This is a genomic window from Stenotrophomonas pictorum JCM 9942 (genome assembly GCF_001431585.1).
In the GTDB taxonomy this organism is placed as follows: domain Bacteria; phylum Pseudomonadota; class Gammaproteobacteria; order Xanthomonadales; family Xanthomonadaceae; genus Stenotrophomonas; species Stenotrophomonas pictorum.
Genome location: NZ_LLXS01000037.1, coordinates 13,100 through 40,035 on the forward strand (window position 1 = coordinate 13,100; position 26,936 = coordinate 40,035).

The following is a 26,936-nucleotide window of genomic DNA, read 5'->3' on the forward strand; positions in this document are numbered from 1 at the left end:
CCACGCCGGGGCGGCGACAATCCGGCCGCACCGGCGACAGCAGTGCCAGGCACTTGCCCGCGCGGCGGCGACAGATGCCGCGCGGGTGTGCGGCTCAGCGGGCCGCTTTGGACGCCGCCCGCGCGTGGCGCTGCTCCAGCACCGCCACCGCATCATCCAGCGACAGGCCGCGGGCACGCAGCAGCACGATCAGGTGGAACAGCAGGTCGGCGGATTCGCCCAGCAGGTCGTCATCGAGCTGCGCCACCCCGGCCAGTGCGGTTTCCACGCCCTCCTCGCCCACCTTCTGGGCGATCCGGCGCGTGCCGTCCTCAAACAGCTTGGTGGTGTAACTGTTGATCGGGCGGTCGTGTTCGCGCTGCTGGATCAGCGCATCCAGCGCGCCGAGGAAGTTGCCCGGCGCGCCGGCAAAGCAGCTGACCGCGCCGGTATGGCAGGTGGGGCCATGCGGGCGGGCGCTGATGAGCAAGGTATCGGCGTCGCAATCGGCGCGGATCTCCACCAGCTCCAGAGTGTGGCCGGAGGTTTCGCCCTTGACCCACAAGCGCTGCTTGCTGCGGCTGAAGAAAGTGACCTTGCCGCTGCTGCGGGTGGCATCCAATGCTGCCCGGTCCATATAGCCGAGCATCAGCACCCGCTGGGTGGCGACGTCCTGCACGATGGCCGGCATCAACCCGCCGACCTTGTTCCAGTCCAGGGTGGCGGCATCAAGTGGATTGAATTCAGTGGACATCACGCACCTCGATCTGTTGGTCGCGCAGGAACTGTTTCAGCTGCGCAATGGCGATGGCGCCGGAGTGGAACACGCTGGCAGCCAATGCACCGTCAACGTCGGCCTGTTCGAACACATCGGCAAAATGTTGCGGGGTGCCGGCGCCCCCGGAGGCGATCAGCGGCACGTTGCACAGGGCGCGCGCCTGGCGCAGCTGGGCGATGTCGTAACCGTTGCGCACGCCGTCGCTGTCCATGCAGTTGAGCACGATCTCGCCGGCCCCGCGCAGCTGCACCTCGCGCACCCAGTCCAGGGTGAGCCGGGCTTCGGCACGGGTCTTGGCCGGGTCGCCGGTATAGGAGCGCACCCGCCATTGGCCATCGGGTTCGCGGATCGAGTCGATGCCCACCACCACGCACTGCTGGCCGAAGGCTTCGGCCAGTTCGCCGATCAGCTCCGGGCGTTCCAGCGCCGGGGTGTTGATCGAGACCTTGTCGGCGCCGGCGTTGAGCACCGCGCGGGCGGTGTCCACATCGCGGATGCCGCCGGCCACGCAGAACGGGATGTCGATCAGCCGCGCCACCCGCTCGACCCAGCCGCGGTCGACCGAGCGCCCTTCCGGGCTGGCGGAGATGTCGTAGAACACCAGCTCGTCGGCGCCGGCATCGCGGTAGCGCAGCGCCAGCTCGGTGATGTCCCCCATGTCGATGTGGTCGCGGAAGCGCACACCCTTGACCACGCGGCCGTTGTGCACGTCCAGGCACGGAATGATGCGGCGGCTCAGCATGACAGCGCCTCCTCCAGGTGCAGGCGGCCTTCCAGCAGCGCCTTGCCCAGTACCGCGCCCCCGCAGCCGGCCGCCTTGGCCGCGCGGATATCGGCCGCGTCACGCACGCCGCCGGAGGCCTGCACCGCCACGCCCGGCAGCAAAGCCGAAAGGTGGGCATAGAGTTCGATGTTGGGGCCGGACAGCATGCCGTCGCGGGCGATGTCGGTGCACAGCAGGTGGCGCATGCCGGCGGCGGCATAGCGGCTGGCCAGCTGGTCGAGCGTGACGTCGGCAGTCTCGGTCCAGCCATGGATCGGCAGACGCCAGACGCCATCGCTGCCCTGACGGGTATCCAGCGCGATGGTCAGCCGCTCCGGACCGAACTCGCCCAGCCAGGCTTCCACGGCCTCGGGCTGGCGCACCGCCAGCGAGCCGATCACCACCCGGCTGGCGCCGGCATCGAGGATGCGGGCGACATCGTCGCGGCCGCGCACGCCGCCACCGGTCTGGACCTTCAAGGGCGTCGTGGCGGCGATCCGTGCCAGCAGCGGCGCCAGGGTGTAGCCGCCGGCCTTGGCCGCGTCCAGATCGACCAGGTGCATCCACTGCGCGCCGGTGGCGGCAAAGGCCTGCGCGCGCGGCAGCGGATCATCGCCATAGGTGGTCTGCTGGGCGTAATCGCCCTGCAGCAGGCGCACGACACTGCCGTTGCGGATATCCAGCGCGGGGTAGACGGTGAAGCTCATTGGAAGTCGGTCTCGATGAAGTTGCGCAGGATGCGGGCGCCGGGCCCGGCCGAACGCTCGGGATGGAACTGCGCGCCACACAGCGCGCCGCGCTGCACGACGGCGGTGAACAGCCCGCCGTGATGGCAGGCGGCGACGGTGTCAGCGGTCACCGGCGCGGCGTAGCTGTGCACGAAATAGGTGCTGGCACCGGGCGGGACCCCGTCGAGCAACGGCGAGGGCCGCAGCGCCAGCAGCTTGTTCCAGCCCATGTGCGGCACGCGGATGCCCACGGCCGGATGCAGCCGGCGCACCACGCCGGGCAACAGGCCCAGACAATCGACCCCGCCCTCTTCCGAGCGCTCGTACAGCAGCTGCATGCCCAGACAGATGCCCATCAGCGGCACCTGCAGTTCCCGCAGTGGCTGCACCAGTCCCTGCGCGTGCAGGCGCGCCATGCCGGCCGCGGCCGCGCCGACGCCGGGCAGGATCACCCGCTGCACGCCGTCCAGATCGCCGGCGGCGCGAACCATGCGCACGTCCACGCCCAGCCGCTCCAGCGCGAACCGCACCGAACCGAGGTTGGCACCGCCCGCATCCACCAGTCCGACAATGCTCACAGGGCCCCCTTGGTCGATGGCAGCTGCGTGCCTTCGCGGCGGATGGCCTGGCGCAGCGCACGGGCCAGCGCCTTGAAGCAGGCCTCGACCTTGTGGTGGTCGTTGTCGCCTTCCACCTTGAGGTTGAGGTTCAACCCCGCCGCATCGCACAGCGAGCGGAAGAAATGGGGCACCAGCTCGGTGGGCATGTCGCCGACCTTCTCGCGCCTGAAATCGCCCTCGAACACGAAATACGGGCGGCCGCTGAAATCCAGCGCGGCGCTGGCCAGGGTTTCATCCATCGGCAGGGTGAAGCCGTAGCGACCGATGCCGCGCTTGTCGCCGAGCGCCTCACGCAGCGCCTGGCCCAGCGCCAAGCCGGTGTCCTCGATGGTGTGGTGCTCGTCGATATGCAGGTCTCCCTTGGCCTCAACTTCCAGCGCAAACCCGCCATGACGGCCGATCTGGTCGAGCATGTGGTCGAAGAACGGCAGACCGGTGCTGATCTTTGAACTGGCGACCTTGTCCAGATCGACAAAGACGCGGATCTGCGTTTCCTTGGTATCACGCTGGACGCTGGCCCGGCGCGGCGCGTCGGCCAGTTCGTGGGCGATGGCGTCCCAGTCCCAGTCGCCGCCGAACTGGCCGGTACGCAGCTGGAAGCCGCGGATGTTCATGTTGTCGGCGAAGGCGATATCGGTGGGACGGTCACCGACCATGGCCGAACGCGCCCAGTCGATGGAACGGTCCTGCAGGTAGGAGACCATCATGCCGATGCCCGGCTTGCGGTTGGGGCTGTTGTCGGCCGGCCAGCTCGGATCGATGAGCACATCGCGGAAGACGATGCCCTGGCTTTCGAAGATCTGCAGCATCAGGTTGTTGGGGCCATCGAAACTGGCCTGCGGATAAGCTTCGCTGCCCAGCCCGTCCTGGTTGGAGACGATCACGAACTGGTAGCCGGCATCGCGCAGCCTGAGCATGGCGGGGATGACATCCTTCACCAGCCGCACTTTCTCGTAGGCGTCGATCTGGAAGTCGGCCGGCTCCTCGATCAAGGTGCCATCGCGATCGACAAACAGAATGGGGGTCATGCGGCAGGCTCCAGCGTGGCAAGTGCGTCCAAGACGCGGTCGTTCTGTTCAGGGGTACCCAGGGTGATGCGCAGGGCGTCGTGCAGTTGCGGGGCGCCGCGCTGGTCGCGCACCACCACTCCGGCGGCCAGCAGGGCCTGGAATGCGGCCTGTGCATCGGCAAAGCGCACCAGCAGGAAGTTGGCATCCGACGCGTAGACCCGGCGCACCGCCGGCAGCGTCGACAAAGCCGCCTGCAGGCGCTGGCGCTCGGCGATGACGGTGGCGATGCGGGCGCGGGTCTGCGCCAGCGCGGCCTCGTCCAGCCCGTCCAGCGCCAGCTGCGCGCACGGCGTGGGAATCGGATACGGCGCCTGGCAACGGCGCAGCACCGCGATCAGCCCGGCATCGGCGATCACGCAACCGATGCGCGCGGCGGCCAGTGCGTGCGCCTTGGACAACGTACGCAGCACGGCGAGGTTGTCATGCCGGTCCATCAGGGTCGTGGCCGAGGGTTGCGCGGCGAATTCGCCATAGGCCTCGTCCACCACCACCAGGGCCTGCCCGCGCAAGGCGGTGGCGACAGTCTCGACCTGTGCCAGCGGGATGCTGCGCCCGCCCGGATTGGAGGGCGAGCACAGGAACACCAGCCTGGCGTTGCCCTGCCTGGCCGCGGCGATGATGGCGTCGCTATCGGGCACCAGCCCGTCGGCGCTGTCGCGCAACGGCACTTCCAGCGCGGGCGCGTTCTGCAGGCGCGCGCTGACCGCATACATGCCAAACACCGGCGGAGTGAACAGCACCGCATCACGCTGCGGTTCGCACAGCGCGCGCACCAGCAGGTCGATGGCCTCGTCGCTGCCGCGGCCGATCAGCAACTGCTCCGCCTGGCAGCCGTACAGTTGCGCCAGCCGCGTGCGCAACGCCTGCGGCTGCGGATCGGGATAGCGGCGGCAGCGGGCGGCCGCATCGGCCGGATTGGGCCAGGGCGCCTCGTTGGCGTTGAGCCACACCTCGCCCTCGAGCCGGGCGCTGCGGGCGGAAGCATAGCCACCAAAATCACGCAGGTCGGCGCGAACCAGATCCAGCACCGCGCTCACAGCGTCACTCCCAGCCGCAACGCAACCGCGTTGGCGTGTGCGCCCAGCCCTTCGGCGCGCGCCAGGGTCAGCGCGCACGGGCCGATGCCGGCAATGCCTTCGGCGCTGGCGGCCTGCACGCTGATCTGGTTCTGGAAACTGGCCACGCTCACGCCGCTGTAGGCACGGGCGGCACCGGCGGTCGGCAGGACATGGTTGGTACCCGAGCAGTAGTCGCCCAGCGCTTCGGGGGTGTAATCGCCGAGGAATACCGAGCCGGCAGCCTCGACCTGCGCCAACCACGGGCGCGGATCGCGCAAGGCCAGGATCAGGTGCTCGGGGGCGTAACGATTGGAGATTTCAAAGGCTTGGTCGAGCGACTGGACCTTGACCAGCCGCGAGGCGGACAGTGCCTGTCGGGCGATGGCCTCGCGTTCGAGCACCGCCACCTGCCGCGCGACCTCGCCGGCGACGGCAGCCAGCAGCGCGGCATCATCGCTGAGCAGCAGTACCTGCGAGTCGGGACCATGCTCGGCCTGCGAGAGCAGATCGGCGGCGACGAAGGCCGGATTGGCGCCGGCATCGGCGATCACCAGCACTTCAGACGGCCCGGCCGGCATATCGATGGCGGCGGCACCGGCCTGGGCGACCTGCTGTTTGGCTTCGGTCACATAGCTGTTGCCCGGCCCGAACAGCTTGTCGCACGAGGGCACGGTCTCGGTGCCGTAGGCCATCGCGGCGATGGCCTGCGCGCCACCGATCTTGAATACACGGTGCACGCCGGTCAGCCGCGCGGCGACCAGCACCGCCGGATCGGCACTGCCGTCCTTGCGCGGCGGCGTGCACAACACCACCTCACGACAACCGGCCAGCCGGGCCGGCACGCCCAGCATCAGTGCCGTGGACGGCAGCGGCGCGCTGCCGGCCGGCACATACAGCCCGACCCGGCCGATGGGGCGGATCATTTTCTCGCACACGACGCCCGGTGCGGTTTCCACCGCGTACGGCTGCGCCATGCCGGCGCGGTGATAGGCATCGATGCGCCCGGCCGCCTGCTGCATGGCAATGCGCAGCTCGGCCGACACCGCCCGCTCGGCCGCGGCGAATTCGGCCTCGCCGACTTCGAAATCCTCAGGAGCCACACCATCGAAACGGGCGCTGATCGCGCGCAGGGCGGCATCACCGCCGCCGCGCACCTGTTCGATCAAGGCCGCGACCGATTCGCGGGTCTGCGCGGCCACGCTCTGTACCGGACGGGTCAAAGTGGCGGCCTGCGCATCGGCATCGAGCGCGGCCCAGTCCAGGATCTTCAATTCGCTCCCGTTCATACCAGTGACTTCTCCACCGCCAGCACCATCAGTCCCTGCGCGCCAGCGCGCTCGAGCTCTTCCAGACGCTGCCAGCTCAGCGTGCCAGTGCACATGGTCTGCAGCCGCACCGCCGCGCCTTCGCCCGCACCGGGCAGGCGCAGCAGCGGTGTCGCATCGGGCAGCAAACGGGTCAGATCATCAATGCGGTCCTCGTTGGCGCTGAACATCAGCAGCTTCTGGTCCTGCACCTTGCTCAGACCATCAAGACGGCGCAACAGCATCGCCATCAGTCCGGCGCGGGCGTCATCCAGCGCGTGCGCCGGTCCGGCCAGTACCGCCTCGCTTTCCAGCAGCACTTCCACCGGTTTGAGCTGGTTGGCCGCCAGCGTGGCGCCGCTGGAGACCAGATCGCAGATCACTTCGGCCGTGCCCAGTTTCGGGGCGATTTCCACCGAGCCGGACAGCTCCACCACCTGCGCGTCCACCCCTTGCTCCTGCAGCCAGGCGCTGAGAATGGCCGGATAGCTGGTGGCGATGCGCTTGCCCTGCAGCATCTGCACGCCCTGCCAGTCCCAGTCCTCGGGCACGGCGATCATCAACCGGCACGCGCCGAAGCCCAGCCCACGCAAAGGCCGGTAGGCATCGGCCAGACCCAGCTGGCGGCGCGCCTTGGCCTGTTCGTCCAGCTCATTGAGGCCGACCACGCCCAGATCGCAGACGCCATCGGCGATCAGGCCGGGAATATCGTCATCACGCACCAGCAGCAGATCCACCGGCAGCGATTCGCCGAAGCAGAACAGCTTGTCGCGACTCTGCCGCCAGCTCAGGCCGCAGGCGGCCAGCAGGCTGCGCGCGGGATCGGCCAGACGGCCGCTCTTCTGGATGGCGATACGCAGCCGGTCACGCGCCGGCGCGGTGGGGGAAGCACTCATGGTCGGTTCTCAGTTGGATTCGGTTTTGCGCGCGGCAATACGCTCGATCGCGGTGGCATAGCCGCCACTGCCGTGCTCGAGCGAGCGCGCCACCCGGCCGATGGTGGTGACGCTCACCCCGGTCAGGTCGTAGATCTCGCGATAGGGAACGCCCTTGCGCAGCAGCGGCACGACCCGCCAGCGGTCGGCCATGGCCTCCAGCTCGGCGGGAGTGCACAGATCGCGCAGGAAAGCCTGCACCTCCTGCGGCTTGTCCAGTGCGGCAAACGCGCGCGCCAACGCTTTCAAGGGAGCGTCGGAGGGCTTGTCTTTTTCGGTATCGATGCGCGGCTTCATTTGTATCAATGTATTAGCGTGCTAATACATTATTACGTACCGCAGGCCAGGTCAAACCCGTAGAGGTCAATAGGGCAGCGCCGTTCATTTCCGGGCGGGCGGCCGCGCCGTACCGGCGCCGCAAAAGAAAAGGCCCCGCGATGCGGGGCCTTGGATCAAACCGGAATAGCGACAGCTCAGCGCGCCATCGCGCGGGTCTGCTCCAGCTCCACCTGCAGGGCACTGGCCAGCTCCTCGCGCGCCACTTCGAACTGCTGCTCCCGCAGCAGGTCCTTGACCGCAACCACACCCCGCGCCAGCTCATCCTCACCGGCCAGCACCACGAAGCGGATGCCCGCCTTGGCCGCGTACTGGAACTGCTTGCCGACCTTCTTCGGCTCCATCTGCACTTCGGTGTTGATGCCACCGGCGCGCAGGCGGCGGGCGATATCCAGCGAATGCGGCATCGCCGCCTCGTCCATCAGCGCCACCATCGCCTGCACACTGGATTCGCCGATACCTTCGATCAGGCCGGCTTCGCGCAGCTGCCAGAACAGGCGGGTCAGACCGATGGAGATGCCCACACCCGGCAGCCGCGACTTGCTGTAGTGGCTGGCCAGGTCCTCATAGCGACCGCCCGAGCAGATCGAGCCGATCTGGGGGTGATCCAGCAGCGTGGTCTCGTAGACGGTGCCGGTGTAGTAATCCAGACCGCGGGCGATGGAGAAGTTCAGGCAATAGGCGCTTTCCGGCACGCCCAGCGCCTTGACCAGCTCCAGCACCTCGCGCAGCTCGGCCGCCCCGGTACGCAGCGACTCGCTGGCCGATTCACCGGCAGCAGCCAATACTGCATCAAGCTGTGCCAGCGCATCGGCATGCGAGCTGGAGCGGACCTCGACGAAGGCCAGGATGCGTTCGACCGCGTCGACCGGCAGGCCGAAGTCCGGACCGACCAGCGTTTCGCGCACATAGTCGGCGCCCCGCTTGTCCAGCTTGTCGACCTCGCGCAGGACCAACGCCTGCTGCTGTGGATCGGCTACACCCTGCGCCTCGAAGAAGCCGCGCATCAGCTTGCGGTTGTTCAACTGCACGGCGAAATTGCCGATGCGCAGCTCGGAGAACACCGCGTGGATCACCGCCAGCACTTCGGCGTCATAGCGGATGCTCAGCGCGTCCTTGCCGATCACATCGATATCGCACTGGTAGAACTCGCGGAAACGGCCCCGCTGGGCGCGTTCGCCGCGATACACACGCTGCATCTGGTAGCGTCGGAACGGGAACGTCAGTTCGTGTTCGTGCTCGGCCACGTAACGGGCCAGCGGCACGGTCAGGTCGAAACGCAGCGCCATTTCCGGCAGGCCACTGTCACCGGATTCGGCGGCATTGGCCAGCGCGCCGGTGGACTGCACGAAATACACCTGGCGCTCGGTCTCGCCACCGGATTTGGTCAGCAGCACATCGGACAATTCGAACACCGGCGTCTCCACCGGCAGGAACCCGAAGCGCTCGTAGTTGCGGCGGATGACGTCCAGCATGCGCTGGAACGCGATCTGCTCGCGCGGCAGCAATTCCATGATGCCGGGCGGGGTACGGGGCTTGATCACGGGCGAAACTCCTGCAACTCGGTGGGGATGGACGACCGCCAATTCTAGCGCCAGCCCGCCCCTGCTGGCCGCATGAAGTATCATTCACGCCATCTTTCCCCTCACCGAAGCCATGTCCCGGCCCTTCCCAGGTTCCGAGCAATCCTCCCCGGCGTCCGCCCCTGCGGAAGGCGCGGGTGCGCGCGAATGCCTGCAGTGCTCGGTCCGGCATCTGTCGGTGTGCTCGGCATTGTCCTGCGATGAAGTGCAGGCGCTGGAAGACATCACGGTATCCCAACCGGTTCCACTGGGCACCACGCTGGCACGCACCGGCGAGCCACGCACTTATGTCTATACCGTGACCGAGGGCGCCTTGCGCCTGGTCCGCACGCTGGCCGATGGCCGCCGCCAGGTCAGCGGTTTCGTGCTGCCGGGCGACTATGTCGGCCTGAGTGGCAGCGACCATCACCGCTACGACATCGAGGCGATCGCCGACAGCCGCGTGTGCCGCGTGCAGGTGACGCAGATGCGCGACGTGCGCCTGCGCCATCCGCACCTGGAGCGCAAGCTGCTGCAGCGCGCCTGCCAGGAGCTCGACGCGGCGCAGGACAACGCGCTGGCGCTGGCCCGGTTGCAGCCACCGGAGCGGCTGGCCGATTTCCTGCTGCGGCTGGCCGCGCGCGAAGCGCAGCTGGGCCAGGTCGGCAATCGCGTCTCCCTGCCGATGGGCCGCAGTGATATCGCCGACCATCTCGGCCTGACCATGGAAACGGTCAGCCGCACGTTCACCAAGCTGCGCCAGCAGGGCCTGATCGCGTTGCCGCATCTGAACGTGGTCGAGATCCTGGACTTCGCCGGGCTGCAGAAGCTGGCCAGCGACGACCTGGGCTGAATGCCGCACTGGTCATTTATTGGCCAACCTGTCTGCGCACCTTGCCGGACAAGGGATCGCCGCGCTTATCCACAGATTCTTCCGGCGCCGGTCCACATCGATTGTGGAAAACCCGGAGCCCTGCCGGCATCACGACTGGCCAAATTTTCACCATGACAATGGGCAGGCCCGCCAGCCTTGGGCCGGCGGACCTCTATCCACAGGCTGTCCCGGCCGCGCTCCACACCGGATGTGGACAACGCGGCCGTTGCGATCACCCGAGCAGCACCGCGCGCAGCGCGGCGTAGTCCGGTTCGATCGGATCGGCGTGGGCCGGTCGCTCAAGCAATGCCGCCAGCGCCGGCGGCACCGGAATCTCACGTCCGATCAAGGGCTCGACCACCGATTCGAACTTGGCCGGATGCGCGGTAGCCACCACCGCCCAATGCTCCCCGGTAGCAGCCTCACCGCTGGCACGCAACTGCTCCAGCAGCTGCACGGCAGTAGCGGTATGCGGGCAGAACACCTCGCCGAAACGGCTGAACCGTGCAGCGATGGTGTCGCGGATGGTGGCGTCATCCACCGGACGCGACACAAAGGCCGCACGCAACGCGACATCGTCCCCCCGGTACAGCCAGTGCAGCCGCTCGAAATTGCTGGGCGCACCGACGTCCATCGCATTGGCCAGGGTCGCGACGCTGGCCTGCGGCATGTACTGCCCGCCCGCGAAATAGTCCGGCAGCACCCGGTTGGCATTGGTGGCCAGGACGATCCGTCCCAGCGGCACGCCCAGCGCGCGGGCCATCACCGCCGCCATCGCGTTGCCGAGGTTGCCGGTGGGGATGACGAAATTAAGCGCGGTGCCGTGTATGGCCTGGTGGGTCAGCGCGGCATGGGCGTAGTAGCTCATCTGCGGCAACAGCCGGCCCAGACTGATGCTGTTGGCCGAACTGAGCGGCACCTGCGCCTGCAGTTCGACATCGCCCAGTGCCTGCTTGGCCATGGCCTGGCAGTCATCGAAGGAACCGGCCACCCGCAGCGCGTGGATGTTGTCGCCCAGGCAGCCGAGTTGGTGCGCCTGCCGCGGTGACACCCGGCCATCCGGATACAGCACCACCACCTTCAGGTTCGGCTGGTTGTGGAAGGCGGCCGCCACCGCGGCGCCGGTATCGCCGGAGGTCGCCACCACAATCGTCAACGGACGCGCCTGGCCAGCACGCAGCCGCGACAGGCTGGCGGCGAGAAAGCGCGCGCCGAAATCCTTGAAGGCGGCAGTCGGCCCGTGGAACAGCTCCAGCACATGGTCATTGGGCGTGGCCAACGCCTGCAGCGGTACCGGAAAATCGAACGCCTCGCTGCAGATGCCGGGCAGCTCGGCCTCCAACCGGTCATCGGCGAAGAACGGCTGCAACAGGGCATCGGCGGTGGCGGCCAGCGAACGGCCCGCCCGCAACGCGCGCGGGGCCGGCATCTGCTGTGGCACATACAGACCGCCATCGGGAGCCAGGCCGGCGGCGATGGCCTGGCTCAGGCTGACGGCAGGAGCGCTGCCGCGGGTCGAGATGAAATTCATGTCAGTTCCATTGAAAGTGAGAGTGATGCACTCAGAGCAGCGTGGCGGCGGGTGAATCCAGGGGCGACACCCAGCCCTGGCTGTCGAAGCCTGCCGCGGCGAAAGCCGCTTGCACCGGCGCCATTGCCGCCTGCGCCGCTTCGCAGGTCTCAAACCAGGCAAAGATGCTGGGGCCGGCGCCGGAGATGCTGGCGCCCATCGCGCCGGCGGCCAGTACCGCCTGCTTGGCCGCCTCGAAGCCGACGATCAGCGGCGCCCGGCGCGGCTCGACCAGCACATCGGCCAACCCCGCCCGCACCAGCGCGGCATCACCGGCATGGCAGCCGGCCAGCACCAGTGCCAGATTGGCGCTCTGTGTGACGAACTCCTTCAATTCATAAGCGCCCCGCAAGGCCGCCCGCGCGCGGCGGGTTTCCAGCACCGCATCCGGATGCACCAGCAGGCTGTGCCACTGCGCCGGCACCGGGATGCGTACCAGCCGGTCGGCCGTGGCCAGCACCAGCCCGCCCAGCAGCATCGGGCCCAGGTTGTCGCCATGACGGCCGCCGCTGGCCACCGCCTCGCCGCTCAGCGCGAACGGATACAGCGCCTCGCGCGACAGCGGCCGGTCGAGCAGCGCATTGGCGGCCACCAGCGCGGCCACGCAGGACGCGGCCGAACCGCCCATGCCCGAGCCCAGCGGGATGCCCTTTTCGATTTCCACCTCGAAACCGAACGGCAGCTGCAAGGCCTCACGCAAGGCGATCAGCGCCGCGCCGGCGGTATTGCTGGGCGCATCCAGCGGCAGATCCAGCGTGGTGCCGCGGATTGCGCTGATCCGCACCTCCGGCGCAGCGATCCGCCGCACCGCGACCGTGTCACCGACACCGGCGATCGCATGCCCGAGGATGTCGAAGCCCACCCCGGCATTGCCGACCGACGCCGGCGAAAACGCGCGTACCCAGTCACTCACAGCCGTGCCCCCTCGCCCGCCGCCACCCGCAGCACATCGGCAAACACTCCGGCCGCGGTAACCTCTGGACCGGCCCCCGGGCCCTGCACCACCAGCGGGTTGTCGCAGTAACGACGGGTGGTGAACTGCACCACGTTGTCGGTCAGGCGCAGGTTGGCGAAGGCGTGATCGGTGGCCAGTTCCACCAGCCCCACGCTCGGCGGCTGCCCGGGTTTGAACGTGGCGACATAGCGCAGCACATTGCCACGGCCACGCGCTTGGGCCAGACGCTGCCCGAAGGCGGCATCCACCTCGTGCAGACGTGCCATGAATTCCTCCACGCTGGCCTGGCGCAGCGCTTCCGGCACCAGACTCTCCACCGTCACCTGTTCCAGACTGAGTGGATAGCCGGCCTCGCGGGCGAGAATCACCAGCTTGCGCGCCACGTCCACGCCGGACAGGTCATCGCGCGGATCCGGCTCGGTGTAGCCCATCGCGCGGGCCTGGGTGACCAGTCCGGAGAACGGCACACTGCCGTCGTACTTGTTGAACAGCCAGGCCAGCGTGCCGGAGAAGATGCCGGAGATCGCCATCACCTCGTCACCGGTATCGACCAGATCGCGCAGCGTGGTGATCACCGGCAGGCCCGCGCCCACCGTGGCCTCATAGCGGAAGCGCGCACCACTGGCTTCGGCCGCATGACGGATCGCCTGGTAGCGCGGCAGCGGGCCGGCGCCGGCCTGCTTGTTCGGAGTGACCACATGGATGCCGGCCTGCAGCCAGCCGGCGTAGCGGTCGGCCACTTCCGGGGCGCCGCTGCAATCGATGATCAGGGTATGCGGCAGACGCGCGGACAGCAGGTGTTCGGTGAACCGGTCCAGGTCCGCCGGCTCGGCCGCCGCCTCGAACGCCGCTTTCCAGTTGCCCCGCAGACCGCGCTGGTCCAGCAGCATGCGGCTGCGCGAGGTGACCGCACGCAGCCGCAGATCCAGCCTGGCCTTGGCCAGCAGCTGCGCCTGCGAATTGTGCAGCTGTTCCAGCAGCGCGGCGCCGACGTTTCCGGGGCCGATCACACCGACCGAGAAGGTCTGCGGCGACAGCCAGAAACCGGCGTGCGCCGCGCGCAGCGCCTTGGTCGCATCGGCGCTGTCGATGGCCACGGAGATGTTGCGCTCGGACGAGCCCTGCGCGATGGCCAGGATATTGACCTGCGCCCTGCCCAGCGCTTCGAACAGCCGCGCGGCCACGCCCGGCTGACCGGCCATGCCGTCCCCCACCGCCGCCAGCACGCTGACCCCGCCGGTCAACTGCACCCGCTGCACCTGGCCGGCCGCCAGCTCATGCGAAAAGCCTTGCAGCAAGGCATTGCGCGCGCGCTCGGACTCGGCCTGCTTGACCACGCAGCAGATCGAATGCTCCGACGAGCCCTGCGAGATCATCACCACCGACACATGCGCATTGCGCAGCGCGGCGAACACCCGTTCGGCCGTGCCCGGCACGCCGATCAGGCCGGTGCCTTCCAGGTTCAGCACCGCCAGATCCGCACTCAGGGTCAGACCCTTGATCGGCCCGCAGCTGACGCTTTCGGCACTGATCCGGGTACCGGGATGATCCGGCGCGAAGGTATTGCGGATGATGATCGGCAGACCGCGCTCGATCGCCGGGGACATGGTCTGCGGATGCACCACCTTGGCGCCGAAATAGGCCAGCTCGCAGGCCTCGTCGTAGCTGAGCGACTCCAGCTGCACCGCTTCGGGCACCACCCGTGGATCGGCTGACAGCACGCCATCGACATCGGTCCAGATATGCAGTTCATCGGCGGCGAACAGCGCGGCAAAGATCGCACCGGAGAAATCGCTGCCGTTTCGCCCCAGCGTGGTGATGTGGCCGCTGCGGTCGCGGGCGACGAAGCCGGTGACCACCAGCCGCCGCGCCGGATGCTGCTGCCGCCAGTGGGCCAGTTTGGCGGCACTGGTCTTCCAGTCCACATCCACGCCCAGCTCGCTGTGATCGACCACCAGCACGTCACGGGCGTCGAGCACCTCGCACTCCTCGCCCAGCGCCTGCAGGTGGTGACCGAGCAGATGCGCGGAGAACACCTCGCCCATCCCCTGCACGCGCTCCAGCACCTCGCGCGGCAATTCGCCGATCACCGCCAGCGCCGAGAGCACGTCGGCCAGCCGCTCGAAACGGCCATCGAGCCATTCGATGGTCGGGCCGGCGTGCTCATCCAGCAGTGCCACCGCCGCGGCGCGATGGCGCGCGCGCAGCTCCTCCCAGCGCTGCCGCCACAACGGATCGGCCGCACCGGCCAGCGTCGCCAGCTCGATCAGCGCATCGGTCACCCCCTTCATCGCCGAGACCACAGTGATCTGCTCCTCCTCCCCGCGCGCCAGCAGCAACTGGCCGACGTGGCGGTAGCGGTCGGCATTGGCCACCGAGGTGCCGCCAAATTTGTGCACGACGGTGCGCACGGCGGCGTCCGCGACGGGTTCGGCGGGAAAAACGGCAACTGACGACATCGGATCAACCTCGGCTGGAGGCCCCGACACGCATCTGGATGGAGTTTCCCCGCATCCTGATCCGGGTGCGGGGCCGTGGTTTTCGGAAATTACGCGAAGACGACGGGCCGCACCGGGCAAGTGGTGACGGTAATAATGGTGGTGGTAATCGACAGCCACTGGCCGGATGCGCGGCACGCGCCACCAGGAGGCGGCGGCAGGACGCGGGCGAGGGGCTGCGGGGTGTTCATGCCTCCAAGAGACACCAGCGACTGGAAGCCTGTCAAGTGCTGCGACGCAAAATAGCGTTTGTCGGCATCGTCGCCAAAGCTGCGGCTAAAAGTTGCAAATGTCATCAAGCGCGAACATCGCGCATCTATCCTGCAAGCGGTGGCAAACGGGTGCGATGAACGCCGGCGATCCGACCACGCGTGAAAACGCGATCACTCTCGCCGGCAGCATCCTCCGCCGGCATCCCGGACGAGGGTCGGCAGATAAATGCGCAGAATGCTCAGGCCGACTGGGCGAGCGTGGTTGCCGGACGGTGCGCGGCCGCGCTCCAGATCACCCCGGCCACCAGGCAGAGCGCCGCGAGGATCTCCAGCGGCAGCGGCCAGCGCTGCTGCCACACAAAGCCGTAGACCAGCCCGAACAGGGTCTCGAACACGATCATCTGCCCGCCCAGGGTCAGCGGCAGCGCGCGGCTGGCCCGGTTCCAGCAGGCGTTGCCGAGGATCGAGGCGAAGACCGCCACGGCCGTGGCCATCGCCCAGAAGCCGAGCCATTGCCCGCCCGAATGCCCCTGCCCGCCACCCGCAAACGCCACCGGTGCCAGCAGCAGCGCCAATCCGCCGGTCGCCACCCCGGTCAGCAGCGACCAGTCATGTCCGGAGACCGCCGGCACTTTCGCCAACCAGCGGGTGTTGCCGATGGAGTACGCCGTCCACGACAGCAGCGCGCCGACGCCGCACAGCAGACCGGTCAGGCGCTGCGCCGGCGACGTCTGCACATGCGAGGACGCCATCGCTTTCACCCCCATCAACACCACGCCGGCCACGCACAGCGCCAACGCCGGCGCCAGTCGTGACAGCGGCACCGCCCCCGGCTCACGCGCCCCCACTACCGCCACCAGCACCGGCACCATGCCTACGATCAGCGCGGCTGACGCACCGCCACTCCACTGCACGCAGATGGACAGCAGCACGAAATAGACCAGGTTTCCCAGCAGGCTCAGCCAGGTCAGCGCCTTCCACTCGACCTTGCCGATATGGGCGCGTAGCGCCGGCCAACGCGGCAACAGCAGGATCGCGGCGATCAGCCCGTAAACCAGGTAGCGCGAGGCGGCCAGCTGCAACGGCGAGAAGTCCGTCAGCACCGCCGGTGCGAGAAATACCAGCCCCCACAACGCCCCCGACGCCACGCCATTGGCGATACCCCCCAGCATCCGCTGATTCATCGCCCCACCCGTTGCTCAATCACCCTCGGCGCCATCCCGCCGCATACGCGCCTCCATCGATCCAGGCGCACGCGCGCCAGCCGCATACCACCACGCCCACGGCCGCCAGGACCATGGGCGATGAAGACGGAAGGGAAGCGAGACGACATCGGCAAGTACACCGGAGAAGACGCGACCTGCGCCCGGCAGGTGCGCCAGGCAACGCGAGAAGATGGTGGCCCCGACACGATTCGAACGTGCGACCTGTCCCTTAGGAGGGGACCGCTCTATCCAGCTGAGCTACGGAGCCTGAGCGCGGCATTGTCGCATGACCCTCGCCTGCCCGGCACCCCTTGGACGCGCCGGCAACAGATGCGCATATGCGCAAGCGCGCCATGGCATACGGGACGGACGACCACCGCAGCGGCAGTCCTGCCTCGGCCGTTTGTCAGGCGATATCCAGCACCGGGAACGACTTGACCAGATCGTCCAGCGCCTTGATCTGCGTGAGGAACGGCTCCAGCGCGGCCAGCGGCAACGCGCTGGGACCGTCGCAACGGGCATTGTCCGGGTCCGGATGGGCTTCCAGGAACAGGCCGGCAATGCCGACCGCCATGCCGGCACGGGCCAGCTCCACCACCTGACGGCGACGGCCACCGGAGGCTTCGCTGCCGGCGTCGCGACGCTGCAGGCTGTGGGTGACGTCGAAGATCGCCGGCAGGCCGCCGGTGGCCTCGATCATCTCGCGGAAACCGAGCATGTCCACCACCAGGTTGTCGTAACCGAACTGGGCGCCGCGCTCGCACAGGATGATCTGCTCGTTGCCGGCCTCGCGGATCTTGCTGACGATGTGCTTGATCTGCGAAGGACTCAGGAACTGCGGTTTCTTTATGTTGACCGCACGGCCGGTGCGGGCGATGGCGGTGACCAGGTCGGTCTGCCGGGCCAGGAACGCGGGGATCTGCAGCACGTCCACCACTTCGGCCACCGGCGCGGCCTGGTGCACCTCGTGCACATCGGTGATCACCGGCACACCGAAACGCTGCTTGACCTGTTCGAAGATGCGCAGCCCTTCTTCCAGGCCGACGCCGCGGAAGGAGGTGATCGAGGAGCGGTTGGCCTTGTCGAACGACGCCTTGAACACATACGGAATCCCCAGGCGACGGGTGACCTCCACGTAGCGTTCGGCGGCATACAGGGTGGAGTCCAGATCCTCCAGCACATTGAGCCCGCCAAACAGCACAAAGGGCAGGCTGTTGCCGACCACCACTGCATCCGAAATCGTCACGTTCATCTGTCTTTCCTGTTCAACACCGGGGAAACCCCTGCCAAGGGTGGCGAATATGGCCGAAAACGGTCGCGAGCAACAGCATGGGGCGCGCCTGCGAACCGCAACCGCCGCGACCGGCACACCGCCCTGCCCGGCGGCACGCAACGCCCCCGCACCGGATCCGGCCCGCGCAGGGCCACCGGTTCACTCTGATACTATGTGCCGCTCATCCCGTCGCCCCCGCAGCACCCTCCGACGGCACCAAAATCACGTTAAGAAACAGGAGTTTGAATGTCTTCCGAGCTTCTCAAGGCTTTGGGTCTGGGTGCCACCAATGCGGGCACCTATCTGGGCAACGGGGAATGGTCTGCCGCCACCGGCGCGGGCGTCCTCAAGCCGCAGAACCCGACCACCGGCGAGGTCATCGCCGAGGTACAGGCCACCACCGAGGCCGATTACGAAACCGTGATCGCCCGCGCCCAGGAAGCCTTCAAGGTCTGGCGCACCACCCCGGCCCCGCGCCGCGGCGAAGCCGTGCGCCTGTGCGGCGAGGCGCTGCGCAAGCACAAGGACGCACTGGGTTCACTGGTCGCGCTGGAAATGGGCAAGTCCAAGCCCGAGGGCGACGGCGAAGTGCAGGAGATGATCGACATCGCCGACTTCGCGCTGGGCCAGAGCCGCATGCTGTACGGCTACACCATGCACTCCGAGCGCCCGGGCCACCGCATGTACGAGCAGTACCAGCCGCTGGGCCTGGTCGGCATCATCTCGGCGTTCAACTTCCCGGTCGCGGTGTGGGCCTGGAATTCGTTCCTGGCGGCGATCTGCGGCGACATCTGCATCTGGAAGCCGTCCAACAAGACCCCGCTGACCGCCATCGCCTCGATGAAGATCTGCAACGAGGCCCTGAAGGACGCCGGCTTCCCGGACCTGTTCTTCCTGATCAACGACGCCGGCACCGCGCTGTCGGAAAAACTGGTCGATGACCGCCGCATTCCGCTGATCAGCTTCACCGGTTCGACCGCCATCGGCCGCATCGTCGGTGAGCGCGTCGCCCGTCGCCTGGGCCGCAGCCTGCTGGAACTGGGCGGCAACAACGCCATCATCCTGGACGAAACCGCCGACCTGAAACTGGCCGTGCCGGGCATCGTGTTCGGTGCGGTCGGCACCGCCGGCCAGCGCTGCACCACCACCCGCCGCCTGATCGTGCACGAATCGATCTACGACAACGTGCTGGCCACCCTGATCAAGGCCTACAAGCAGGTCGAGGGCAAGATCGGCGATCCGCTGGATGCGACCAACCTGATGGGCCCGCTCAACAGCCCCGAAGCGGTGCAGCAGTTCCTGGCCGCTATCGCCAAGGCCAAGGCCGCTGGCGGCACCGTGGAAACCGGTGGCACCGCGATCGACCGCCCGGGCAACTTCGTGCTGCCGGCCATCGTCACCGGGCTGAAGAACAGCGATGAGGTCGTCCAGCACGAAACCTTCGCGCCGATCCTGTACGTGATGAAGTACAGCACCCTGGACGAAGCCATCGACATGCAGAACGGCGTGCCGCAGGGCCTGTCCTCGTCGATCTTCACGACCAACCTGAAGGCGGCCGAGAAGTTCCTGTCCGCGGCCGGCAGCGACTGCGGCATCGCCAACGTCAACATCGGCACCTCCGGCGCCGAGATCGGCGGTGCGTTCGGCGGCGAGAAGGACACCGGCGGTGGTCGCGAGTCCGGCTCGGATGCGTGGAAGGTCTATATGCGTCGCCAGACCAACACCATCAACTACTCCGACTCGCTGCCGCTGGCCCAGGGCATCAAGTTCGACCTGTGATGCACATGGCTCCCGCCCTGGCGGGAGCCATGGTCCTGTCGCGGACGGCTCCACCGTCCGCTTTCCACATCTGAAATGGAGTTTCGCGATGAGCATCCCCGCCCCCCGCCAGACCAGCAGTTACGCGGTGATCAGCCTGGTGGCCGGCATCCTCGGCTGGACCCTGCTGCCCTTCCTGGGCAGCTTGGGCGCGATCATCTTCGGCCATATGGCACGCGGCGAGATCCGCCGCAGCAACGGCCAGCTCGATGGCGACGGTCTGGCGGTCACCGGCCTGGTACTGGGCTGGCTGTCGGTGGCGCTGTGGGTGCTGGGCATCCTGGCCTTCATCGTGTTCTTCGGCGGGCTGGCGTGGATCGCCGCGCTGAATTCCTGAGACGGCATGCGCCAGGCCGCTCCAACCGAACGCTTCGGCAACACGGCGGCGGCCCCTCTCCGCTACCGGCGGGGATATCCGCCGGCACTGCGGGACGGGTTGTCTTGCGCGCCCGATCTTCCTGCGGAAGCAGCGGTGGCCGCTGCCAGAGCCACTCCGGGCGCTGCGGCACCGGCCCCCTTGGAAGCTGCAGGGCCAGCGGATGTCCTCGTGCTGCTCTTCCGTCACATGCCCATGCGGGATGCATCGCGGCAGCTGTGCGGCGATCCCGCCGTGGATGGCAAGGTCGCCATCGGATATCAAACCCGCGCCTTCATCGGCACGTTGAACTGAGCCTATGTATTCACTAGCCCGCCCGTTCCTGTTCTCCCTCGACGCCGAGCGCGCCCATGGCCTTGGCCTGTCCGCGCTGGATCTGGCCTGGCGCACCGGCACCACGCCGCTGATCACCGGCCGCGTCAAGCCGCTGCCGACCAAGGTGTTCGGGCTGGAGTTTCCCAACCCGGTGGGGCTGGCCGCCGGCCTGGACAAGAACGGTGAACATATCGACGCGCTGTTCGGGCTGGGCTTCGGCTTTGTTGAGATCGGCACCATCACCCCACGTCCGCAGGCCGGCAACCCGAAGCCGCGCCTGTTCCGGCTGCCGCGTCATGGCGCCATCATCAACCGCATGGGCTTCAACAACCGCGGTGTGGATGCGCTGGTGCGGAATGTCGAGCAGACCCGGCACCGTCCCGGCCCGCTGGGCATCAACATCGGCAAGAACAAGGACACCCCCAACGAGGATGCGCTGTCGGACTACCTGATCTGCATGGAGAAGGTGTATCCGCTGGCCGACTACATCACCGTCAATATTTCCTCGCCCAATACCGCCGGGCTGCGCGAGCTGCAGGAGGAGCAGGCGCTGCGGCGACTGGTCGGCGGTTTGCGCGAGGCGCAGGAACAGCTGGCGGGCAAACACGGCAAGCGCGTGCCGATGCTGGTCAAGATCGCCCCGGACCTGAGCGACCGCGACATCGATGGCGCGGCGCGGGTACTGGGCGAGCTGCAGGTCGATGGCGTGATCGCCACCAACACCACCATCGGCCGGGCAGGCGTGGAAGCCGATCCGCTGGCAGCCGAGGCCGGCGGCCTGTCCGGTGCGCCGCTGCTGGGCCAGTCCACGCTGGTGCTGCGGCGGATGCGTGCGCGCCTGCCCGAATCGATACCGCTGATCGGCGTGGGCGGCATCCAGTCCGGCGCCGACGCGGTGGCCAAGATGGCCGCCGGCGCATCACTGGTGCAGTGCTACAGCGGACTGATCTTCCGGGGTCCGGCGCTGATCGGCGATTGCGTGGAAGCGATCCGCCGCCGCCGCGAAGCCCCCTCCCGAGGCGCGGTCGCTCCCCTATGACCAATGCTGTTCCCGCCTGGTCGTTGCACCAGAACGCTTCCCTGCGGCCCCTCAACACCTTCCACGTCGACGCCCGCGCGGCCCGCCTGCTGCGGGTGTCCGATCCGCAGGCGCTCCCGGAGGCCCTGGCCAGCGTCGCCGGCGCCCCGCTGCTGGTGCTGGGCAGTGGCAGCAATGTGCTGCTGGCCGCCGATCCGCAGGCCACGGTGCTGGTGTTCGACAACCGCGACCTGCACATCCTCGAGCACCGCGCCGACCACGCCATCGTGCGCGCCGGTGCCGGCGTGATCTGGCATGAGCTGGTGCTGTGGTCGCTGGCCGAAGGCCTGTCCGGACTGGAGAATCTGGCGCTGATTCCCGGTACCGCCGGAGCCGCGCCGATCCAGAACATCGGCGCCTACGGCGTGCAGGTGGGCGAGTTCATCCAGACCGTCGAAGCCTGGGATACGCAGGAACAGGGGTGGGTACGGCTGGACCAGGACGCCTGCCGGTTCGCCTACCGCGACAGCGTGTTCAAGGCCGAGGCCGACCGCTACCTGATCACCGCCGTGGAGTTCCGCCTGCCCTTGCTGCATGAGCTGCGGCTGGACTATGCCGGCATCCGCGAAGAGCTGCAGGCGCAAGGTATCCAACAGCCGGTATCGGCCGATGTGGCCAATGCGGTGATCGCCATCCGCCGCCGCAAGCTGCCCGATCCGGAGGTGCTGGGCAACGCCGGCAGCTTTTTCAAGAATCCGATCCTGCCGCTGGAACAGGTGGAGGTGCTGCTGCAGCACTATCCCGCCCTGCCCGTGTTTCCGGGCAACGACGCGGCCAGCCGCAAGGTGTCGGCCGCCTGGATGATCGAGGCCAGCGGCTGGAAGGGCCGTCGCGAGGGCGATGCCGGCGTCTCGCCGGACCACGCGCTGGTACTGGTCAACCATGGCCACGCCACCGGTGCCGAACTGCTCGCGTTCGCGCGACGTGTTTCGGCGGCGGTGCTGGAGAAGTTCGGCGTCCCGATCGAACCGGAGCCACGGCTGATCGGCGCACAATGGTGAGCATCACCGCCGCGAACCGCGCGACTCCCGCACCGCTGCGCGCGGCGCTGCTGATGTTTGCCAGCGCGATGGCGTTCGGGCTGATGGCCATCGCCATCCGCTACGCCACCGGCCATGTGCCGACCCAGGAAGTGGCGTTCTTCCGCAACGGCTTCGGCCTGCTGGCGCTGCTGCCGGTCCTGCTGCGCCCAGGCCACGGCTCGCTGCGCACCCAGCAGCTGCCGCGCTACTTCCTGCGCAGCGCCATCGGCCTGGCGTCGATGCTGTGCGGCTTCTGGGCCATCGGTCACCTGCCGCTGTCGCAGGCCATCTCGCTGTCCTACTCCACGCCCTTGTTCGTCACCATCGCCGCGGTACTGTGGCTGGGCGAGAAGGTCCGGGTCCGGCGCTGGGCGGCGGTGATCGCCGGCTTCATCGGCGTGCTGGTGATCGTGCGCCCGGGAGTGTCAGGCTTCCAGGCCGGAAGCCTGATCGCCGTCGCCGCCGCCATGCTCAGCGCCCTGGTCGCGATCCAGATCAAGCAGCTCACCCGCGTCGACGGCCCCGACACGGTGGTGTTCTACACCTATGTATTCTGGGTGCCGCTGTCGTTGGTGCCGGCACTGTTCGTCTGGGTCTGGCCGTCGCTCACCGGCTGGCTGTGGCTCGTCGCCACCGGCGTGCTGGGCACGGTGGGACAGCTGTTCTGGACCCGCGCCCTGAAGCTGGGCGAAGTCTCCGCACTGACCCCGATCAGCTTCACCCAGCTGCCGCTGGTGGTGACGCTGGGCTGGCTGCTGTTTGGCGAAGTGCTGGATGGCTGGACGGTCGCAGGGGCACTGATCATCCTCGGCTCCAACGCCTATATCGCCCACCGCGAGGCGGTACTGGCCCGCAGGGCGGCCCCGCACGCCGCCTGCACCAGCGGCAAGCTCGACGGATAGACCCCTTCTTGGCTGGGCGCTGAAGGCCCTGCAACCACGCCGTATCCGCTGAGGCGGCATGCCCCCTCATGCCACCCGGCCGACGCCCGCGGCCGCAGCGTGCTCCAACACGGAGGCCGGACAGAGTTCAGCGCCTCTCCAACCGCATGCCGAAGGTGATCCATGCCGCCGCTTGGCGCCTGCCGCCTGGCGGGCCGGCGCGCTGCGGAAAACATCCCCAGCTCAACCACACACCCGGTTGCGCCCGCTGCGCTTGGCTTTGTAGAGCAGCAGATCGGCGCGGCTGATGAGTTTTTCGTGATGGGTCAGCCCGACACGGTCGGCGACGCCGATGCTCACCGTCATTGTGAATCCGGGGGCAAAAGCGGAGGTGTCGATGGCGGTCACCGCCTGGCGCAACGCTTCGCACCGTGCCAGCGCCTGCTCGCGCGCAAGACCGGGAAACAGCAGCGCGAACTCCTCGCCGCCCCAGCGCGCCACAAGCACCTCATCGCCGGCATGCGCGCGGATCGTGTCGGCAGCGGCGCGCAGCGCTGCATCGCCGGCGGTGTGCGAGTAGCCATCATTGATGCGTTTGAAGTAATCCAGGTCGGCCAGCGCCAGCGCCAGCGGCGTCCCTTCCGTTGCGGCCCTGTCAAAGTCACGCGCGAGCGCTTCGTCAAAGGCGCGACGGTTCATCAATCCCGTGAGTGCATCCTCGCGCGCCTGTCGTTCGAATGCCTCGGCCTGGACGCGCAGATCGCGGGTACGCTCCTCCACCTGCGTGCCGAGACGGCGCTTGGCCGCCTGCAGGGCGTGCACGCGCCAGCGATACCAACCGTACAGCGCAAGCAGGGCCACCCCCGCCAGGCCGAGCCGGAAATCGCGGCGCTGCAGCAGCCGGGGCTGGATATGCAATGCGATGCGCGCCTCCTCGCGGCTCCAGCCCCCATTGGGATGGGCGGCCGATACGCGGAATACGTAATGGCCGGGGTCGAGGTTGGTGTACTGCGCAAAACGCAATGCGCCGCGCTCGACCCACTCCGGATCGAAGCCGTCGAGCCGGTAGCGATAGCGGATTTTTTCTGGAATCAAATAGCTCAGGCCGGCGAAATGCAGCTCGAGCTTGCGCGTGCCCGGTGGCAGGCGAAGCTCGGCCTGCAGCGGCACGGGACGATCATCCACGCGCACTTCCTCAATGACCACTGGCGGCGGCATGCGGGTAAGTTCGTGGATGCGGCCCGGCCCGGTCATCGCCAGTCCCCCGGCGGTGGCGAACCAGAGCTTTCCATCCGCGGTGCGCCACGCAGCCGGCCCGGAATTGCCGTTGTTCTGGGCACTCACCAGACCATCGCTTTCGTCGAACCATTCCACCTCCAGGCCCGATTGCCGGCCATCGGCCACGGCGTCCAGAGCCTGTCGCGCCACGCGCAACATGCCGCGGTTGGAGGTTAGCCAGAAATGATCCTCGCCGTCGGCCAGTACCTGGAAGATCTTGGCCACCGGCAATCCCTGCCCGGTACCAATCAGGCGCATCTGTCCGTCGCGGAGGCGGATCAATCCCTGGTTGGTCGCCAGCCACAGCGTGCCGTCATCGGTTTCGTGCAGGCCGAACACGTTGCTGGCGCCGAAATCGCGCAGCGGGTAAGCGCGGACATGCTCGCCGTCGATCTGCGCCAACCCGTTGGAAGTGCCGACCCACAGCACGCCATGGCGATCCTGGTGCAAAGCGATGATGAAGTCACTGGGCATGCCCTGGGCCAGGGTGTAGTGCCGCACACCCCGCGCGTCGACCCGGTTCAAGCCGCGCGAGGTGCCCACCCAGAGGGTGCCGTCCGCGGTTTCCAGCAGGGCGCGCACCTGGTTGCCGGTCAACCCACTGCGGCTGTCGAGATGGCGGCGCACGCGACCATCCCACAGCACCGCGCCGTGACTGTAGCTCCCCACCCAGACACCGCCTGCGCGCGACCTGCCGAGACTGAGCAGGGAATCACCGGGCAGGCCGTTGCGGCTGCCGGCTGCACTGAAACGACCATCACGCAGCCAGCCCAGGCCATCACTGGTGGCAACCCACAAGGTGCCCTGCGCATCGGCCAGCACACTGCGCACATAGGCGTTGGGCAAGCCGTCCTGCAGGCCGAACGTGCTGAAAGGCGCGTTGCGAAGGCGCACAAGGCCGCCGTTCGTACCGACCCACAGACTGTGTTCGCGATCCTCCCAGATTGCGGAAATCTGTTCATTGGGCAGGCCGTTGGCATTGCCGATGCGCTCCAGCCCATAGCTCCGGCTGTGGCGATACAGACCGGTGACGGTGCCCAGCCAGGCGGTTCCATCGGCCTCCACCATGATGCGGGTCACATTGGAGGGCGGCAGGTCCGGCGCCAGTGGTGCAAACCGTTCGCCGTCCTGCCGCCACGCCCCCTGCTCCATGCCGACATGGATGCGGCCATCCGGCCCGGAGACCACGGTGAACGCCTGTCCGGGCGGCAGACCCTCCGCCGCACCCAGTGCCACAAAACGCTTGCCTGAAGAGCGCGCCACACCGCCGGCAGTGGCGACCCAGATCGTACCGTCGTCCGCCTGCAGGAGCTTCAGCACGGAATTGCCTGGCAAGCCGGCATCGACATCGAAGCGCGTGATCGCACCATTGCTGCCGACATGCAACACGCCGCTGCCATGGGTTCCCACCCACAGCCCGCCATCTCGGTCCTCCACCAGATCGATGACCTGGTCCTGCGGCAGGGCTTCGCTGCCCGGCCAGGCACTCCAGCGCCCGGCGTGATAACGCACCACGCTGCCGCCCGCTGTCCCCAGTAGCAAGCCACCATCGCGTGCCACCCGTACGACCAGCACACTGCTGTCGCGCAATTCAGGCACCGCCCGCTGGTCGAAGATGCGGAAGTCGATTCCGTTGTAGCGCACCACACCTTCCCAGGTGGCGAACCACAGGTAGCCGTCCGGTGTCTGCGCGATGCCGTGGATCAGGTTGTGCGGAAGCCCTTCGCGCGTGGTCCATACTTCCCTGAAGTAGCCATCGAGCGGCCTGGGCGCCAGGCTCAGCGCCGGCCACGGAACCAGACAGAGCATGCACAGCAGGAGCACACCGCACAGCCGCTTCCAATGCGCGAATCGCCAGCTGTGCTCCCGAGCGTGCCCGGACGGGAAACGCACACAGGACTTGCCACCCTGATCGAACCCGTTGCGCGAGGCAAAGGCGTCATGCGGCATCGGGTTCCACCTGTTCGGCCATAAGGAAATGATCACCATAGTAAAGCCGTGCGGCCAATAGATCCGGCATCGACGAACACCACGGACGCGACTGACGTGCTGGGTACGGCGCCGCTCTGCTGGCCATGTTGAACCCGCCGCCCGCAGGTCCGCCGCATAAAGCAACGCCCCTGACGGGGCGTTGTGTGCGGCTGATTCAAACGCGGCAGGCCACCGGCGCTGGCACCGGAAGGATCACTCCCACTCGATCATCAACAGGTCACGCAAGCCCGCGTGGTTAAAAGGATTTGCGATGATCAACATGGGCCATTACCGTCGCTTTTACCGTCATCCGACAAGAGCTTTGTTTAGCGCGGAAGATGAAGGGGTTTGAGGGGCGACGACTCTGGCAACTCCATCGTCAATCGCCCTCTAGGATAGCGCAGACATGCACAGCGGTCTTCCTCCAAGCCTCACTTAGGGCCTGTTAACACTACTTGCTAACATACTGCGCATGGA

General features: G+C 67.7%; 23 protein-coding genes and 1 tRNA gene. 6 read left to right on the forward strand and 18 right to left on the reverse strand.

All coding sequences use genetic code 11. The features are described 5' to 3' along the window. Positions 1-94: 94 nt before the first annotated feature. The 10 genes from hisIE to hisS all read right to left on the reverse strand — a co-directional run bounded on the left by hisIE (position 95) and on the right by hisS (position 9,115). Entirely contained in the window at positions 95-733 is a 639-nt protein-coding gene (gene hisIE, locus ARC78_RS11380) for a bifunctional phosphoribosyl-AMP cyclohydrolase/phosphoribosyl-ATP diphosphatase HisIE (RefSeq protein ID WP_057506331.1), read from the reverse strand. Then, positions 723-1,499, reverse strand: a complete 777-nt coding sequence (hisF, locus tag ARC78_RS11385; RefSeq protein ID WP_054660794.1) for an imidazole glycerol phosphate synthase subunit HisF — start codon at positions 1,497-1,499, stop codon at positions 723-725. Before hisF ends, hisIE begins: the two co-directional genes overlap by 11 nt. Continuing rightward, positions 1,493-2,227 (reverse strand): 1-(5-phosphoribosyl)-5-[(5-phosphoribosylamino)methylideneamino]imidazole-4-carboxamide isomerase, encoded by a 735-nt coding sequence (gene hisA / locus ARC78_RS11390; protein WP_057506332.1) that lies wholly within the window; start codon positions 2,225-2,227, stop codon positions 1,493-1,495. The genes hisF and hisA overlap by 7 nt, the downstream gene beginning before the upstream one ends. Continuing rightward, positions 2,224-2,826 carry an imidazole glycerol phosphate synthase subunit HisH gene (hisH, locus tag ARC78_RS11395; protein WP_057506333.1) on the reverse strand — a complete coding sequence of 201 codons (603 nt, stop codon included), beginning with the start codon at positions 2,824-2,826 and terminating at the stop codon, positions 2,224-2,226. Before hisH ends, hisA begins: the two co-directional genes overlap by 4 nt. Continuing rightward, positions 2,823-3,896 (reverse strand): bifunctional histidinol-phosphatase/imidazoleglycerol-phosphate dehydratase HisB, encoded by a 1,074-nt coding sequence (gene hisB / locus ARC78_RS11400; RefSeq protein ID WP_054660827.1) that lies wholly within the window; start codon positions 3,894-3,896, stop codon positions 2,823-2,825. Before hisB ends, hisH begins: the two co-directional genes overlap by 4 nt. Then, positions 3,893-4,975: a histidinol-phosphate transaminase gene (gene hisC / locus ARC78_RS11405; RefSeq protein ID WP_057506334.1), complete on the reverse strand. Its 1,083-nt coding sequence runs from the start codon at positions 4,973-4,975 to the stop codon at positions 3,893-3,895. The genes hisB and hisC overlap by 4 nt, the downstream gene beginning before the upstream one ends. Then, on the reverse strand, positions 4,972-6,267 hold the full coding sequence (gene hisD / locus ARC78_RS11410) for a histidinol dehydrogenase (protein WP_096144961.1): 1,296 nt from the start codon (positions 6,265-6,267) through the stop codon (positions 4,972-4,974). The genes hisC and hisD overlap by 4 nt, the downstream gene beginning before the upstream one ends. Positions 6,268-6,278: 11 nt before the next feature. After that, entirely contained in the window at positions 6,279-7,196 is a 918-nt protein-coding gene (gene hisG, locus ARC78_RS11415) for an ATP phosphoribosyltransferase (RefSeq protein WP_054659958.1), read from the reverse strand. A 9-nt stretch (positions 7,197-7,205) separates the two neighbouring features. After that, positions 7,206-7,532 carry a YerC/YecD family TrpR-related protein gene (locus tag ARC78_RS11420; RefSeq protein ID WP_057506336.1) on the reverse strand — a complete coding sequence of 109 codons (327 nt, stop codon included), beginning with the start codon at positions 7,530-7,532 and terminating at the stop codon, positions 7,206-7,208. 176 nt (positions 7,533-7,708) lie between these two features. Further along, on the reverse strand, positions 7,709-9,115 hold the full coding sequence (gene hisS, locus ARC78_RS11425) for a histidine--tRNA ligase (RefSeq protein ID WP_054659954.1): 1,407 nt from the start codon (positions 9,113-9,115) through the stop codon (positions 7,709-7,711). Positions 9,116-9,227: 112 nt separating this feature from the next. Here hisS and ARC78_RS11430 point away from each other — a divergent pair, with 112 nt between their 5' ends. Beyond that, complete coding sequence (locus ARC78_RS11430) at positions 9,228-9,986, forward strand: Crp/Fnr family transcriptional regulator (protein ID WP_057506337.1); 759 nt, start codon at positions 9,228-9,230, stop codon at positions 9,984-9,986. 253 nt (positions 9,987-10,239) lie between these two features. On the opposite strand, the gene thrC is transcribed toward ARC78_RS11430, so the two are convergent. From thrC to kdsA, 7 genes are all read right to left on the reverse strand, one after another. Further along, complete coding sequence (gene thrC, locus ARC78_RS11435) at positions 10,240-11,538, reverse strand: threonine synthase (protein WP_054660542.1); 1,299 nt, start codon at positions 11,536-11,538, stop codon at positions 10,240-10,242. A 31-nt stretch (positions 11,539-11,569) separates the two neighbouring features. Further along, complete coding sequence (locus tag ARC78_RS11440) at positions 11,570-12,490, reverse strand: homoserine kinase (RefSeq protein ID WP_057506338.1); 921 nt, start codon at positions 12,488-12,490, stop codon at positions 11,570-11,572. Continuing rightward, on the reverse strand, positions 12,487-14,991 hold the full coding sequence (thrA, locus tag ARC78_RS11445) for a bifunctional aspartate kinase/homoserine dehydrogenase I (protein WP_057506339.1): 2,505 nt from the start codon (positions 14,989-14,991) through the stop codon (positions 12,487-12,489). Before thrA ends, ARC78_RS11440 begins: the two co-directional genes overlap by 4 nt. Before the next feature lie 89 nt (positions 14,992-15,080). Then, on the reverse strand, positions 15,081-15,326 hold the full coding sequence (locus tag ARC78_RS11450; protein ID WP_054660882.1) for a hypothetical protein: 246 nt from the start codon (positions 15,324-15,326) through the stop codon (positions 15,081-15,083). A 155-nt stretch (positions 15,327-15,481) separates the two neighbouring features. Beyond that, positions 15,482-16,426, reverse strand: a complete 945-nt coding sequence (locus tag ARC78_RS11455) for a DMT family transporter (protein ID WP_057506340.1) — start codon at positions 16,424-16,426, stop codon at positions 15,482-15,484. 212 nt (positions 16,427-16,638) lie between these two features. Then, positions 16,639-16,715: transfer RNA gene (locus ARC78_RS11460), tRNA-Arg, on the reverse strand. 138 nt (positions 16,716-16,853) lie between these two features. After that, positions 16,854-17,699 carry a 3-deoxy-8-phosphooctulonate synthase gene (gene kdsA, locus ARC78_RS11465; RefSeq protein ID WP_057506341.1) on the reverse strand — a complete coding sequence of 282 codons (846 nt, stop codon included), beginning with the start codon at positions 17,697-17,699 and terminating at the stop codon, positions 16,854-16,856. A gap of 267 nt (positions 17,700-17,966) precedes the next feature. On the opposite strand from kdsA, the gene amaB reads away from it, so the two are divergent. The 5 genes from amaB to ARC78_RS11490 all read left to right on the forward strand — a co-directional run bounded on the left by amaB (position 17,967) and on the right by ARC78_RS11490 (position 23,231). Beyond that, entirely contained in the window at positions 17,967-19,499 is a 1,533-nt protein-coding gene (gene amaB, locus ARC78_RS11470) for an L-piperidine-6-carboxylate dehydrogenase (RefSeq protein ID WP_054660143.1), read from the forward strand. A gap of 88 nt (positions 19,500-19,587) precedes the next feature. Further along, positions 19,588-19,875: a DUF4190 domain-containing protein gene (locus ARC78_RS11475; RefSeq protein ID WP_057506342.1), complete on the forward strand. Its 288-nt coding sequence runs from the start codon at positions 19,588-19,590 to the stop codon at positions 19,873-19,875. Positions 19,876-20,212: 337 nt separating this feature from the next. Continuing rightward, positions 20,213-21,268: a quinone-dependent dihydroorotate dehydrogenase gene (locus ARC78_RS11480; protein ID WP_057506343.1), complete on the forward strand. Its 1,056-nt coding sequence runs from the start codon at positions 20,213-20,215 to the stop codon at positions 21,266-21,268. Next, positions 21,265-22,308 carry a UDP-N-acetylmuramate dehydrogenase gene (gene murB / locus ARC78_RS11485; protein WP_057506344.1) on the forward strand — a complete coding sequence of 348 codons (1,044 nt, stop codon included), beginning with the start codon at positions 21,265-21,267 and terminating at the stop codon, positions 22,306-22,308. Before ARC78_RS11480 ends, murB begins: the two co-directional genes overlap by 4 nt. Before the next feature lie 35 nt (positions 22,309-22,343). After that, positions 22,344-23,231 (forward strand): DMT family transporter, encoded by an 888-nt coding sequence (locus ARC78_RS11490; RefSeq protein ID WP_096144962.1) that lies wholly within the window; start codon positions 22,344-22,346, stop codon positions 23,229-23,231. A 222-nt stretch (positions 23,232-23,453) separates the two neighbouring features. On the opposite strand, the gene ARC78_RS11495 is transcribed toward ARC78_RS11490, so the two are convergent. Further along, a complete protein-coding gene (locus tag ARC78_RS11495; RefSeq protein WP_158499986.1) occupies positions 23,454-26,297 on the reverse strand; it encodes a ligand-binding sensor domain-containing diguanylate cyclase in 2,844 nt (947 codons plus the stop codon). Between the last annotated feature and the right edge of the window lie 639 nt (positions 26,298-26,936).

Coding starts and splice junctions, on each gene's coding strand:
- hisIE (WP_057506331.1), bottom strand. CDS start 733: ATGTCCACTGAATTCAATCCACTTGATGCCGCCACCCTGGACTGGAAC.
- hisF (WP_054660794.1), bottom strand. CDS start 1,499: ATGCTGAGCCGCCGCATCATTCCGTGCCTGGACGTGCACAACGGCCGC.
- hisA (WP_057506332.1), bottom strand. CDS start 2,227: ATGAGCTTCACCGTCTACCCCGCGCTGGATATCCGCAACGGCAGTGTC.
- hisB (WP_054660827.1), bottom strand. CDS start 3,896: ATGACCCCCATTCTGTTTGTCGATCGCGATGGCACCTTGATCGAGGAG.
- hisG (WP_054659958.1), bottom strand. CDS start 7,196: ATGAGTGCTTCCCCCACCGCGCCGGCGCGTGACCGGCTGCGTATCGCC.
- ARC78_RS11420 (WP_057506336.1), bottom strand. CDS start 7,532: ATGAAGCCGCGCATCGATACCGAAAAAGACAAGCCCTCCGACGCTCCC.
- ARC78_RS11430 (WP_057506337.1), top strand. CDS start 9,228: ATGTCCCGGCCCTTCCCAGGTTCCGAGCAATCCTCCCCGGCGTCCGCC.
- thrC (WP_054660542.1), bottom strand. CDS start 11,538: ATGAATTTCATCTCGACCCGCGGCAGCGCTCCTGCCGTCAGCCTGAGC.
- thrA (WP_057506339.1), bottom strand. CDS start 14,991: ATGTCGTCAGTTGCCGTTTTTCCCGCCGAACCCGTCGCGGACGCCGCC.
- ARC78_RS11450 (WP_054660882.1), bottom strand. CDS start 15,326: ATGACATTTGCAACTTTTAGCCGCAGCTTTGGCGACGATGCCGACAAA.
- ARC78_RS11455 (WP_057506340.1), bottom strand. CDS start 16,426: ATGAATCAGCGGATGCTGGGGGGTATCGCCAATGGCGTGGCGTCGGGG.
- kdsA (WP_057506341.1), bottom strand. CDS start 17,699: ATGAACGTGACGATTTCGGATGCAGTGGTGGTCGGCAACAGCCTGCCC.
- amaB (WP_054660143.1), top strand. CDS start 17,967: ATGTCTTCCGAGCTTCTCAAGGCTTTGGGTCTGGGTGCCACCAATGCG.
- ARC78_RS11475 (WP_057506342.1), top strand. CDS start 19,588: ATGAGCATCCCCGCCCCCCGCCAGACCAGCAGTTACGCGGTGATCAGC.
- ARC78_RS11480 (WP_057506343.1), top strand. CDS start 20,213: ATGTATTCACTAGCCCGCCCGTTCCTGTTCTCCCTCGACGCCGAGCGC.
- murB (WP_057506344.1), top strand. CDS start 21,265: ATGACCAATGCTGTTCCCGCCTGGTCGTTGCACCAGAACGCTTCCCTG.
- ARC78_RS11495 (WP_158499986.1), bottom strand. CDS start 26,297: ATGCTCTGTCTGGTTCCGTGGCCGGCGCTGAGCCTGGCGCCCAGGCCG.